This window comes from Corallincola luteus (assembly GCF_004336975.1).
Lineage (GTDB): Bacteria > Pseudomonadota > Gammaproteobacteria > Enterobacterales > Neiellaceae > Corallincola > Corallincola holothuriorum.
Genome location: NZ_SJXE01000008.1, coordinates 128,921 through 142,533 on the forward strand (window position 1 = coordinate 128,921; position 13,613 = coordinate 142,533).

General features: G+C 48.9%; 12 protein-coding genes and 1 other RNA gene. 4 read left to right on the forward strand and 9 right to left on the reverse strand.

The window, feature by feature from the left end; all coding sequences use genetic code 11:
- Window positions 1-11: 11 nt before the first annotated feature.
- Window positions 12-1,346: a Xaa-Pro aminopeptidase gene (pepP, locus tag EZV61_RS14875; protein WP_276320501.1), complete on the reverse strand. Its 1,335-nt coding sequence runs from the start codon at window positions 1,344-1,346 to the stop codon at window positions 12-14.
- A gap of 59 nt (window positions 1,347-1,405) precedes the next feature.
- Window positions 1,406-1,981, reverse strand: coding sequence for a UPF0149 family protein (locus EZV61_RS14880; RefSeq protein ID WP_130567684.1), 576 nt, complete (start codon window positions 1,979-1,981; stop codon window positions 1,406-1,408).
- Window positions 1,982-2,150: 169 nt separating this feature from the next.
- Here EZV61_RS14880 and ssrS point away from each other — a divergent pair.
- From ssrS to serA, 4 genes are all read left to right on the forward strand, one after another.
- A non-coding RNA gene (gene ssrS, locus EZV61_RS14885) (6S RNA) lies at window positions 2,151-2,331 on the forward strand.
- A 23-nt stretch (window positions 2,332-2,354) separates the two neighbouring features.
- A complete protein-coding gene (locus EZV61_RS14890) occupies window positions 2,355-2,957 on the forward strand; it encodes a 5-formyltetrahydrofolate cyclo-ligase (protein ID WP_130567683.1) in 603 nt (200 codons plus the stop codon).
- Between the two features lie 78 nt (window positions 2,958-3,035).
- Window positions 3,036-3,698, forward strand: coding sequence for a ribose-5-phosphate isomerase RpiA (gene rpiA, locus EZV61_RS14895; RefSeq protein WP_130567682.1), 663 nt, complete (start codon window positions 3,036-3,038; stop codon window positions 3,696-3,698).
- Window positions 3,699-3,758: 60 nt separating this feature from the next.
- A complete protein-coding gene (gene serA / locus EZV61_RS14900) occupies window positions 3,759-4,988 on the forward strand; it encodes a phosphoglycerate dehydrogenase (protein ID WP_114339116.1) in 1,230 nt (409 codons plus the stop codon).
- Between the two features lie 290 nt (window positions 4,989-5,278).
- On the opposite strand, the gene EZV61_RS14905 is transcribed toward serA, so the two are convergent.
- The 7 genes from EZV61_RS14905 to tkt form a co-directional block, all read right to left on the reverse strand.
- Window positions 5,279-6,052 carry a DUF481 domain-containing protein gene (locus EZV61_RS14905; RefSeq protein WP_165569630.1) on the reverse strand — a complete coding sequence of 258 codons (774 nt, stop codon included), beginning with the start codon at window positions 6,050-6,052 and terminating at the stop codon, window positions 5,279-5,281.
- Window positions 6,053-6,174: 122 nt separating this feature from the next.
- Window positions 6,175-6,924 (reverse strand): DUF481 domain-containing protein, encoded by a 750-nt coding sequence (locus EZV61_RS14910; protein WP_114339114.1) that lies wholly within the window; start codon window positions 6,922-6,924, stop codon window positions 6,175-6,177.
- 181 nt (window positions 6,925-7,105) lie between these two features.
- Entirely contained in the window at window positions 7,106-7,918 is an 813-nt protein-coding gene (locus tag EZV61_RS14915) for a mechanosensitive ion channel family protein (protein ID WP_130567679.1), read from the reverse strand.
- A gap of 156 nt (window positions 7,919-8,074) precedes the next feature.
- Complete coding sequence (fbaA, locus tag EZV61_RS14920; RefSeq protein ID WP_114339112.1) at window positions 8,075-9,151, reverse strand: class II fructose-bisphosphate aldolase; 1,077 nt, start codon at window positions 9,149-9,151, stop codon at window positions 8,075-8,077.
- Window positions 9,152-9,281: 130 nt separating this feature from the next.
- A complete protein-coding gene (locus EZV61_RS14925) occupies window positions 9,282-10,445 on the reverse strand; it encodes a phosphoglycerate kinase (RefSeq protein WP_114339111.1) in 1,164 nt (387 codons plus the stop codon).
- 10 nt (window positions 10,446-10,455) lie between these two features.
- A complete protein-coding gene (gene epd / locus EZV61_RS14930) occupies window positions 10,456-11,511 on the reverse strand; it encodes an erythrose-4-phosphate dehydrogenase (RefSeq protein ID WP_131416601.1) in 1,056 nt (351 codons plus the stop codon).
- Window positions 11,512-11,588: 77 nt separating this feature from the next.
- Window positions 11,589-13,586, reverse strand: a complete 1,998-nt coding sequence (gene tkt / locus EZV61_RS14935; RefSeq protein WP_114339109.1) for a transketolase — start codon at window positions 13,584-13,586, stop codon at window positions 11,589-11,591.
- Between the last annotated feature and the right edge of the window lie 27 nt (window positions 13,587-13,613).

The window sequence follows — 13,613 nt, forward strand, 5'->3', positions numbered from 1 at the left end:
TGCCGATATCCTTAAGCGAGGGCGTTAGCGGCGGCCATCAAGGATTCGATATCGCTGATCTCCTTGATCGCGGCAGCGGTCAGCACTTCATGCCCTTCGGCAGTCACCAGCAGATTGTCTTCGATACGGATCCCGGTACTGCGCCACTGCGCGTCGACATCAGCGTCGGCGTCGATATATAAGCCCGGTTCAATGGTCAACACCATGCCTGGCGCAAAAGGCCGCTCAACATCATCGAGCTTATACTCACCCACGTCATGCACATCCAAGCCAAGCCAGTGGCCGATACCATGCATGTAATAGGGGCTAAATGCTTTCTCTTTGATTAGCGTGTCCAGCTCTCCGTCGAGAATACCTAGCTTAAGCAGCCCTTGGGTTAGCACCCGGATCGCGGTGTCGCCAACCTGCTTTAAAGTGTTACCCGGTTTAACCATGGCGATGGCGGCTAACTGCGCATCCAGCACCAGCTGATACAAGATTTTCTGTGGCTCACTGAATTGACCACTGACGGGGAAGGTACGAGTAATATCAGCAGCGTACATCTGTAATTCACAGCCAGCATCAATCAGTACTAAATCACCACGGTTCAAACCGTCGCTATTTTCGGTGTAATGCAAAATGCAGGCATTGTCACCGCCACCGACAATGGTGCCGTAAGCAGGTGAACGAGCGCCACGCATGGCAAATTCGTGATGGATCTCAGCTTCGAGTTGATACTCCGTAGCGTCAGCATTGGCAAACGCCATGGCGCGGTGATGAGCATCACAAGAGATAGCAGCCGCTTCACGCATCAGAGCGATTTCAGCGTCCGATTTGAGCAAACGCATCTCATGCAGCAGTGTCCGCGCGTCAAAAATTTCTGTCGGCGCTTTCCAGCCTTTTTTCGGGCCGCTACGTAGCAGAGTGAAGATATCAAACAGGCGTTGATCGAATTCCGGGTAAACCCCTTGGATCATATATACGCGCGACTTACCGTTTAACGCTTCACGCAGGCGTTCACTTTGCTCTTCGATGTCGAAGGTTTGATCGATGGCTAACACTTCTTTGGCCTGTTCAGGGCCTAAGCGACGCCCTTGCCATACCTCTGCCAGCTTGTTTTTACCACGGCATAACAGTTGGGTTTGCTGCGACTCCCCCTTAAGCAAAAGCAACACAGCATCTGGCTCATTAAAGCCAGTCAGGTAGTAAAAATCACTGTCCTGACGAAAGGGAAATTCGGTGTCACGACTGCGGGTCAACTCACTGGCTGCAGAAAATACAGCCACGCTGTTTTCCGCCATCTGTTCTAAAACACGCTGCCGGCGCTGAACATACTCTGCTGTCGAAATTTTTAGGGATGCGCTCACTACGTTACTCTCTTCAACGAAACCGGCTTCAATGAAACAGGCTGCAACAAAATCGGGAATTAATGCAATCTCGGCTTCGGCTCTGCGAGCCCCTTGCGATCACCAAATTCATTAAAGCAGTACATCGCGGACACGCGAAGGTACTCAACCACTTCAACGAAAGCCGATTCCATCTCTTCCGTATCCTCCCCTTCATCACCCAGTGATACCCGGGTCAATTCGGAAAGGTCACTAAGCACTTCCTTTAACTCATCAGACGCCTCTTCCAGCGAGCCACAAGCCAAAGCAAAACCCGCAAGAAAGCCATCAACCCAATCTGCCATCGCATCCACCCGCGACAGCAGTTCGGTTTCATCGTCTGGTAACAGTGGCGCAAACGCCATGGTGTCGTCGATCAACACCTGACACACCTGTTGATAAACACGGCCACACGCTTCTTCAAGATCTGATGGCAGGCCATAGCCTTCATTTATCGCATCGGCCAACGGCGCGCGCCAACTGCGCCCATCCAGCGGCGTTCCACCACAAACCAGTCCGGAGATAACACCATGAACTTCAGCAGCAGAAGCCAACATTTGAAACCGAGTTAACAGTTCGCTGAAATCTTCAAAATCGTAAATTGAGTTCGCGCTCATCGCCCAACCATTTGCGTAATAAATTCATTGGATATCCTAGCATTGACCCGATGCCAGACCAACGGCAGTCAATGAGTTAGATGAAAAATCTCTCTCCGTCATCTGTATAGGGTTGACTTCAGCCCCATCTGCCACAGACAATGGCGGCACAAGCGAAGCTTACCTTTTAGCTTTCCTGGTGTGTTTGCCAGCGGGTTACGTCCCTGAGCCGATATCCACATTTAAAGGGTTTTCTCGTCACTGCTATTGTGCATGCTCAGCTCGACTGAGACGCCTACGGCAGAGCAGGATTCCCGCCTTGAACCGGAGGGTTCAAGGGCTGACACTCGCAGCGGCACACTGGGAAACACCTTACTTTAGACAGCGATTATCATTGAATAGCAGCCGTCAACAAATACGTCAGCAGATCCGCCTGCGACGTCAACAGCTTTCAGATAGCGAGCAGCGCCTTGCCGCTGAAAGCCTGCTTAGCCAATTACAGTCGTTTCAACCATTTGTTGATGCACAACGGGTTGGTCTTTATCTCGCCAATGATGGCGAAATCGACCCCGATCCGATTATCCAATGGCTATGGCAGCAGCAACGGCAAGTGTATCTGCCACTGCTGCACCCTTTTTGTAAAGGCCACCTACTGTTTCTCCAGTATCAACACGATACCCTGCTGATACGAAACCGTTTTGGTATTCCCGAACCTAGCCTGGATGTGACGCAGATATCCCCCTTGAACGAGCTGGATATTATCCTCTGCCCTTTGGTGGCCTTTGATGCCGACGGCAACCGTCTTGGTATGGGCGGTGGCTTCTATGATCGCACCCTCAGTCGATGGCAAACCAATGCCAATAACAAACCCTTGCCTGTGGGTCTGGCCCACGACTGCCAACATGTCGACAGCCTGCCGCATCAGCATTGGGATGTGCCATTGCCGACAATCATTACCCCGAGTAAACAATGGCAATGGACAATCAAATCTATTTAGACGTCTAGACTTCTACTGCGCAAGATTCTCGGCTATAATTCCGCCTCCTTCAGTCAGTACTCCGAGATAGGGGCAGGCATGACACAAGATGAATTGAAAAAGGCGGTCGGTTGGGCCGCACTTGAATATGTTGAAGAAGGCACCATTGTGGGTGTCGGTACCGGTTCGACCGTGAACCATTTCATCGATGCCCTTGCCACGCGCAAGCATGATATAGAAGGCGCAGTATCCAGTTCGGAAGCCTCAACTGAGAAACTCAAAGCTCTCGGTATTCCTGTGTTTGACCTCAACAGTGTCGGCGAACTGGGTGTGTATGTAGATGGCTCTGATGAGATCACTGAACATCTGCACATGATTAAAGGTGGCGGTGCCGCACTCACTCGGGAAAAAATCGTTGCCGCGGTGGCAAAGCAGTTTGTCTGCATTGCGGATCAAAGCAAGCTGGTACCGGTTTTGGGAAGCTTCCCCTTACCCGTAGAAGTTATCCCGATGGCGCGTAGCTATGTTGCCCGCGAGCTGGTCAAGCTCGGTGGCGATCCGGTATGGCGCGAAGGCGTTATCACCGACAACGGAAACTATATTCTTGATGTTCACAACCTAAAGATCATGGATCCACCGGCACTGGAAACACAGATCAATCAACTGACCGGGGTTGTGACCAATGGCATTTTTGCTCGCCGTAGTGCAGACATCGCACTGATCGGCAGTGAGCAGGGTATCGCTAAGGTTACCCTAGACTAACAGCCAGCCCGCTCGGCGCGGGCGAAGCTCCGATTTATCCGTTTGGAATTAGGTTTCAGAATGCGCAAAATTTCGCTAGATAAACACAAAATCAAAATCCTGCTTTTGGAAGGACTGCACAACAGTTCAGTGGAAGTACTCAAGGCCGCGGGCTACGAGAACATCGTTTACCACAAAAGCTCGTTGTCCGATGCAGACCTCAAAGAAGCGATCAAAGACGTTCATTTCGTAGGTATTCGTAGCCGCAGCCAATTAACCGAAGAAGTGCTCGATTGCGCAGAAAAACTGGTGGCCATAGGCTGTTTCTGCATCGGCACCAATCAGGTAGATTTAGCGGCCGCGGAAAAGCGTGGCATCCCGGTATTTAACGCGCCGTTTTCAAACACGCGCTCGGTTGCTGAGCTGGTATTAGGTGAGATCCTGTTATTGTTACGTGGCGTGCCTGAGCGCAATGCTAAAGCACACCGTGGTGAGTGGGATAAAAGCGCTGTCGGTAGCTTCGAAGCCCGCGGCAAAAACCTCGGCATCATCGGCTATGGCCACATCGGCACCCAGCTGGGTATTTTGGCTGAAACTATGGGCATGAAAGTTTCGTTCTACGATATCGAAACTAAGCTTCCTTTGGGTAATGCCAGTCAAGTAGCCAGTATGGAGCAGCTATTAGCACAGTCTGATGTGGTATCACTGCACGTACCTGAAACCGCACAAACCAAAGATATGTTTGGCGCCACTCAATTTGCCCAGATGAAGCAAGGTTCTATTTTCATCAATGCTGCACGTGGCACTGTCGTTGTCATTGACGAACTATGCGACGCGTTGCGGAGTAAGCAGGTATCAGGCGCCGCTATCGACGTATTCCCAGTAGAGCCTAAAGCTAACGGCGAAGAGTTTGAGAGCCCGCTACGCGAGTTCGACAACGTGATCCTGACCCCCCATGTGGGCGGCAGTACGCAAGAAGCACAGGAAAATATTGGTATTGAAGTGGCGGGTAAACTAGCCAAATACAGTGATAATGGTTCAACGCTGTCTGCGGTTAACTTCCCTGAGGTATCACTGCCTGAACATGCCGGTTGTAGCCGACTATTACACATTCACCATAACCGTCCGGGCGTAATGAATCAGATCAACCAAGCGTTTGCCGCGAAAGAGATCAACATCGCAGCCCAGTATCTGCAAACCAGCGCGGATATAGGTTACGTCGTTATTGATATAGATACAGAGCAGGCAGATATAGCGTTAGCCGAACTGCGTGCAATTGACGGCACTATGCGCTGCCGTATCTTGCACTAAGTTACCCAGTCGGGTGTTCGACCTGACAAGCAAAAAAATACGGCGTCTAACTAAATAGTTAGACGCCGTTTAAATTCCAAACCAAGCTAGAAATGGCTAAGCTTATTCACACACAGCTATTGTTTCTAAGCATCCTGCGTATACCGCAATAACCTTTAAGAAAGCACTCTTTTAGAGTAGACAAGCTTTTGAAATTATTGCGATATTTCAATATGAAATTTAGCAATATCGATCGCAAATAGAAGTATACAATTGAAAGCTTACCCTCGCTGGTTGCGAGCAAGACCGCCTCAGAAACTATAGAGCAGGGTTAAGCTAGTACGGGTGTCAACTTCCTCTAAGGTTTCATCTTCAAAGCCATCATCATCCACGGGCTTACTTTGATAAACCATAAAGAAACTTAATCGAAGAGAAAGTTGACCAATTAACTCCGCCGAAAGAGCGGTTTCTGAACGGGTAATACGGTTCTCTTGGCCAATCTCTGTAGAGAACACTTCGGTGAGAGTAGCAGTATCACTGACCTGCCATTCAAATCTAGCCGCCCCCCGGGCGATCGCCTCCTTGTCCTTATCACCCGCCTCATTGCTCCGAAAACCCGGTCCCAATTCCAAATCTAGAAAAGCAATATCGGCCTGCCATGCGCGCCAGCCATACCCTGCTGAAATAGTGATCAGATTGCGCATACCGTTAAAGCGATCATTTTCGTAATCACCAAGCACAAAAGTATAACTACTGGTTTCGTTCCACTCTTTCTCTGCTTTCAGCGTTACCTTGTAACGCTCCTGCGAGGTAGATTCGTCATCTTTTTTAAAATCTGATTCGAATGCATAGCGGTTACGCCAACCAATTAGGAAGTGATCAACCTCAATACGGCTACGATAGCTGGTGGTTTCTGTATTACCAGTAGAGTTATTGAAGCCTGCTTCGACAAAGCCAGCGAAACCTCTACGAGCCAAATCTTCATCACTGACTTCATCATCCAGTGGCGACCAAAGATCAGCGAAAGCGGAACAACTAAAGAGAGAGAAAAGAGACAAGATAAAAGGGATGATGACTAAACGCACTCTCCCCTCCATCTAGATTACAAAAAAACAACAATATGCGCCTATGTTACTCAAGGCTGACCGAATGGCAATCCTTGAGAGCACAGAGCGGAGCGAACATAGACCCGCTCCTTTTAACAAGATCAGAACTTGTAAAGCAAAGTCACAGCCGTTCGAGTATCAGTACTATCCAGCTCTTCGCCATCATCCTCTTCCGCAGGATCGGTCTGGTGAGTAACAGTAAAAGAGACTTTCAAAGCCAATGAGCCAATCACGTTGGCTGTCAGCGCACTTTCAGAACGACTAATCGTATTGTTTTGACCAATTTCAGAACTTAGGCGTTGAGTGAACTTGGCTGTATCACTGATATCCCAAGCTAAGTTACCGGCAAGACGCGCAATCCATTCATCATCTTGCTCATTGGCATCATTAGTACGATAACCAGGACCACCTTCTAAGTCTAAAAACAGAGTTTCTGTTTCTAGAACCCGTTGACCATAACCGACAGAGATAGTGTTGGCATCTTCCATACCGTTAAAGCGGTCGTTCTCATAGCTGTAACGGAAGAAGGTATAGCTGTTTGGGGCAAACTCCCACTCGCGGTTGCCCTGAGCAGAACCAAAGTAACGCTCTTCTTTGGTCTCTTCATCATCTTCTTTGTAGTCTGTTTCGATAACGTAGTTGTTGCGCCAACCAATCAGGAAATGGTCTACATCGATACGGGTGCGATAAGCGGTGGTCTCAGTGTTACCCGTCGTCATATTGAAGCCAAACTCAATACCGCCAGCAAAACCCCGTTTCTTTAATTCTTCTTCAGTTAAATCTGTTTCAGCAAAAACAGGTGCTGATAACAACGATGCAACCGCCAGCACAGGCAATACAAAACCTTTCATAAAATTCCTCTAACTTTTTCTGGGGCAACACTTTGTTATGGTAATGGGTGTGTTACTTAAATGTGACGTGAAAACTAGGTTAATAATTCGACGGGGATTATGCCTGTATTCAAGCAAAAGCTCTAGCACTGTTGCAGTGCTAGAGCCTCTGCAACAAGTGCTTTGCTAATTCAGCGCAACATTACGGCTTGCTGAGATGCACATCCATCTGCGGGAATGGAATAGCGACGCCTGCTTCGTCATAGGCCCGTTTGATCTGCTCATTAAGATCAAAGAAGACCGTCCAGTAGTCAGGGGTATTCACCCAGCAACGTACAGCAAGATTCACCGATGAATCCGCCAGTGCAGCGACGCCAATAGTGAAATCATCATCTAGCACGAGGGCATGTTGCTTCATCACTTGCTCCGCAACACTCTTTGCCTTAGCTAGATCGCTGTCATAAGAAACGCCGATCACTAAATCGACCCGACGCTTAGATTCACGACTAAAGTTAGTAATCGCACCACCGGTGACCTGTGCATTGGGTACCACAATCACTTTGTTGTCTGGCGTTTTCAGTACCGTCGAAAATATCTGAATAGATTCTACGCTGCCCGACTTGCCGCCCGCTTCCACGTAATCACCCTTATTAAACGGGCGGAAAATAACAATCAGCACACCGGCGGCAAAATTAGATAACGACCCTTGCAGCGCCAAGCCGATAGCCAAACCGGCCGCAGCAATAACTGCCGCAAAAGAGGTTGTTTCAATACCCAACTGAGACAAGGTGACGATCACGGTTAACGTCATCGCCGCGTAGTAAACCAGATTGCCAATAAAACCGACTAACGTCGCTTCTACAGATTTAGCGTTCATCATTTTTTCGACAATATTACGCACAGAGCGGGAGATCAGGCGTCCAACGAAAAAGATGACTAAGGCCAGCACCACATTGGTGATCAATGCTTGCAACATTGGCTGGCTGTCAGTGATCAAGACTTCAATTTGTTCCATGGGAGTCATTCCTTACTTTTGATTCTTATACGTCTCTCTGAATATGAGACCCCTGTACAACTCTTCCCAGGCGATCCGCCCCATAGTGTGAGCTAGAATCGGCCATAAAAAAACCCGCCTAACGGCGGGTTTTTAAAAATGCTAAAAACAGTTCAATTACAGAACGTCAATCGCATTCAAGTCAGCAAATGCTTTTTCCAGGCGAGTAACCATGCCAGCCTGACCAGCACGCAGCCATACGCGAGGATCGTAGTGCTTCTTGTTAGGTGAATCGTCACCATCAGGGTTACCGATCTGGCCCTGCAAGTAAGCTTCTTTCTCTTTGTAGTAATCCATCACACCTTCCCAAGTAGCCCACTGGGTGTCAGTGTCGATGTTCATCTTGATTACGCCGTAACCGATAGACTCTTGGATCTCTTCTTGAGTAGAACCAGAACCGCCGTGGAATACGAAGTTCAAAGAGTTAGCAGGCAAACCATGCTTCTCTGAAACATAGGCCTGAGAATCACGCAGGATGGTTGGAGTCAGAACAACGTTACCAGGCTTGTATACACCGTGTACGTTACCGAAAGACGCTGCGATAGTGAAACGTGGGCTAACTGCGTTCAGTTTCTCGTAGGCATAGTCTACTTCTGAAGGCTGGGTATACAGCAAAGAAGTATCCATGTCTGAGTTATCAACGCCATCTTCTTCACCACCAGTACAACCCAATTCGATTTCCAGGGTCATGCCGATTTTGCTCATGCGCTCAAGGTACTTGGCACAAGTTTCGATGTTTTCTTCCAGGCTCTCTTCTGACAAGTCGATCATGTGCGAGCTGAACAGAGGCTTACCAGTTTCTGCGAAGAACTTCTCGCCAGCATCTAACAGGCCGTCGATCCAAGGCAGCAATTTCTTAGCAGCGTGGTCAGTATGCAGGATAACTGGAACACCGTAAGCTTCAGCCATCTGGTGAACGTGCTTAGCACCAGCAATAGCACCCAAGATTTGCGCTGTTTGACCTTCGGCTTTCAGACCTTTACCAGCGAAGAATGCAGCACCGCCGTTAGAGAACTGAACAACAACAGGTGCTTTCACCTTTGCTGCCGCTTCCAAAACACCGTTTACAGAGTCTGTGCCTACACAGTTAACAGCAGGCAGAGCAAAGTTGTTTTCTTTAGCGATGGCGAATACTTTCTGAACATCATCACCGGTAACAACACCAGGCTTTACAACGTCAAAGATCTTAGACATAACAAATTTCCTAATTGAGATACGTTTTCTTAGTGTTCCAAATTGTGACTCAGTTCCATCACTTATGGTTTGCTAACAAATGTAGCAGGAACACAGCAAAAGGCGGGTAAACAACACCCGCCAGCTTGAATTAACCTTTCGCGCGTTCTTCCAGCATTGCTACTGCTGGCAAAGTTTTCCCTTCAACAAACTCAAGGAATGCGCCGCCGCCAGTAGAGATGTAAGAAACATCTGCTTTAATACCGAACTTGTCGATAGCAGCCAATGTGTCACCACCACCAGCAACAGAGAAGCCTTCGCTCTCTGCAATTGCTTTAGAGATAGACAGTGTACCTGCTTCGAAGTTCTTGAACTCAAAAACGCCGACTGGACCATTCCACAAAATAGTCTTGGCATTCTTCAGGATCTCAGCCAGTTCAGCAGAGCTGTTAGGACCAAGATCGAAAATCATGTCGTCGTCAGTCACTTCACTCACGTCTTTAATTTCTGCTTCAGCATTTTCGTCGAATGCTTTGGCACAAGCAACATCAGTAGCAACTGGGATAGAGCACTCTTTCATCAGCTTTTGCGCTGTAGGGATCAAGTCAGCTTCATAAAGTGACTTACCTACATTGTGGCCAGAAGCCGCGATGAAAGTGTTAGCAATACCACCGCCAACAACCAGTTGGTCAGCAATTTTAGACAGTGACTCAAGTACTGTCAGCTTGGTAGATACTTTAGAACCACCAACGATAGCCACCATTGGGCGCGCAGGCTCAGCCATTGCTTTGCCTAATGCATCCAACTCACCCGCCAACAAAGGGCCAGCACAAGCAACAGGCGCATACTGAGCAACACCATGGGTTGAACCCTGTGCACGGTGAGCCGTACCAAAGGCATCCATCACGAATACGTCACACAGTGCAGCGTACTGCTTTGCCAGACCTTCTTCGTTCTTCTTTTCGCCTTTGTTAAAGCGAACATTTTCCAGAACAACCAACTCGCCAGCTGCAACGTCAACGCCTGCCAAGTAGTCTTTTGCCAAACGTACAGGTGCTTTAACAGCGTCCGCAAGGTAGTTAACTACAGGCTGCAGTGAAAACTCTTCAGCGTATTCGCCTTCAGTTGGGCGACCTAGGTGAGAAGTCACCATCACTTTTGCACCGGCTTTCAGGGCAATTTCGATGGTAGGCAGTGATGCTAGGATGCGCGCATCCGAAGTCACTTTGCCATCTTTCACAGGTACGTTGAGATCTGCACGGATCAGGACGCGTTTACCGGCCAGATCCAGATCAGTCATTTTAATAACAGACATGGTGATTCCTCTATGTTCGACTGAAGTTAAGCGAATTGGGTTGAGTTTGGGAGACCGCATTCATTATAGACCGACATGTATCAATCATCCGGTTTGCGAATCCCCATTCGTTGTCACACCAAACTAGTAATTTGATCAAATGATGGTGGCTGACTCGTGTTTGCGTTCCATCCACAATCGATGAGTGTGGATCATGATTAAAGTCAGCAGAAACCAAAGGTTCGTCAGTATAAGACAGGATTTGGGAGAATTCTCCCTTAGCTGCGCTTTGTAGTAATTGATTTACATCACGGATCGATACTTTCTTGTGAACTGTAACCGACAAGTCCATCGCAGTCACGTTAATCGTCGGCACTCGCACGGCAATTGCCTCAAATCGACCCGCGAATTTCGGCAAGATCCGCTCCACTCCCACAGACAACTTGGTATCAACAGGAATAATGGAGTGGCCAGCGGCGCGAGTTCGACGTAAATCCGGATGATAGGCATCAATGACGGGTTGATCATTCATCGCCGAATGGATAGTCGTGATCGCGCCAGATTCGATGCCAAACTCATCATCCAATAGCTTGATCACAGGCACGATGCAGTTGGTGGTACAAGAACCGTTAGATACGATCCGATCTTCGGCCTTCAATACAGCTTCATTAACGCCCCAAATAACGGTGGCATCAACGTCTGTTTCGGTACGGGCAGGTTGCGAAAACAAGACCTTTTTCGCGCCAGCAGCAAGATGTTGCTCTGCGTGTTCACGGCGATTAAAGCTACCGGTACATTCAAACACCACATCAATAGCCAACTCATCCCAGGGTAGCTGAGAGATATCGGCCTGCTGTAAGAGTTGAATATCATCATCACCCACCCGCAAAGTCGTCTGTTCCAATTCTACTGAACAGTTAAAACGACCATGGGTAGTGTCATAGCGAGTTAAGTGAGCAATGGCGTCAACATCAGCCAACTCATTAATCGCTACCACCTTAATATCTTGTTCGCCACGCTCATAAAGTGCACGCAGTACACTGCGCCCAATACGGCCATAGCCATTTATCGCAACTCTTATCGTCATACCACAGTCTGATAGGTGCAATTTAAGAAGAGATATAAAAAGGCGAGCCTAAGGCCCGCCTCTAATATCGAGTGGAATTAGCCCAGTAACTCGCGGCAATTTTCCAAAACATTTTTGGTGGTGATACCAAACATCTCGAACAACTGATCCGCAGGAGCGGACTCACCGAACGTTGTCATACCAATCACCCGACCATTCAGGCCAACATACTTGTACCAGTAGTCGACTATTCCGGCTTCAACGGCGACGCGGTTACTTACCGCAGCAGGCAATACAGCTTCTTTATACGCTGCGTCCTGGGCGTCAAACACGTCCGTTGATGGCATTGAAACGACACGCACCTTACGGCCTTCCGCAGTCAACGTGGCATAGGCTTCAACTGCGAGTTGAACCTCAGATCCGGTAGCAATCAGGATAAGCTCAGGCTGACCTTCACAATCCTTCAACACATAACCACCGCGGGCGATATCAGCAACCTGCTGTGGGGTACGATCCTGATGAGCCAAGTTCTGGCGAGTAAAGATAAGGCTAGTAGGCCCCTCTTTACGCTCAATCGCCGCTTTCCAAGACACTGCTGATTCAACCGTGTCACATGGACGCCAGTTTTCCAGATTAGGTGTCATACGCAAGCTGGAGATCTGCTCTACTGGCTGGTGCGTCGGACCATCTTCACCCAAACCGATAGAATCGTGGGTATAAACAAAGATGCTACGCTGCTTCATCAACGCGGCCATACGTACCGCATTACGAGCGTATTCAACGAACATTAAGAAAGTAGCACCGTAAGGTACGAAACCTTTGTGCAGAGCAAGACCATTCATGATGGCTGACATGCCAAATTCACGCACGCCGTAAAAGATATAGTTGCCGTCAGCATCATCAGCAGTGAGGCCTTTCGCCCCACTCCACAATGTCAGGTTAGAACCCGCGAGATCGGCTGAGCCGCCCATGAATTCAGGTAACAATGGGCCATAAGCATTCAGGCAGTTCTGACTTGCTTTACGAGTCGCAATGACTTCGCCTTTGGCTTGCAGGTCAGCAATGTACTGATCTGCTTGCGCTGAGAACTCAGCAGGCAGGTCACCCTTCATGCGGCGCTCATACTCAGCGGCTAACTCAGGGTGTTCGCCACGATAAGCAGCAAATTTGTCATGCCAAGCGGCTTCTTCGGCCTGACCCGCATCTTTCGCACTCCACTGCTCGTAGTGATCAGCAGGGATCTCAAATGCACCATGCTTCCAACCAAGGAATTCACGTGATGCAGCGATCTCTTCATCGCCTAATGGCGCACCGTGACAGTCGTGGCTACCAGCTTTATTCGGCGAGCCGTAACCAATCACGGTCTTACAACAGATAAGGGTTGGCTTGCCAGTTTCTGCACGCGCCGCATCGACTGCTGCTGCAATCGCTGCTGCATCATGGCCATCAACCGCTGGAATAACGTGCCAGCCGTATGATTCGAAACGCTTGGCCGTGTCATCGGTAAACCAGCCTTCAACTTCACCGTCAATTGAGATGCCGTTGTCATCCCAAAATGCAATCAACTTACCTAGACCCAAGGTGCCAGCCAATGAACAGGCTTCATGGGAGATACCTTCCATCAAGCAACCGTCACCGAGGAAACAATAGGTGTAGTGGTCAACCACATTATGAACACCACGGTTAAACTGCGCGGCCAATGATTTTTCTGCGATCGCAAAACCAACCGCATTGGTGATGCCCTGACCCAGTGGCCCGGTGGTAGTTTCTACACCCGGCGCATAACCATATTCAGGATGACCAGGGGTTTTAGAATGCAATTGACGGAAGTTTTTCAAATCATCAATTGAGAGGTCGTAGCCTGTGAGGTGTAACAGGGAATACAACAACATAGAACCGTGGCCGTTGGATAATACGAAACGATCGCGGTCAACCCATTCAGGATTAGTTGGGTTGTGCTTCATATAATCGCGCCAGAGAACCTCCGCGATATCAGCCATACCCATAGGTGCGCCGGGGTGACCCGACTTAGCTTTTTGTACACCATCCATGCTCAGTGCACGGATTGCGTTGGCAAGATCACGACGAGAAGGCATCGAATACTCCCAGCTCTATAATTTGAA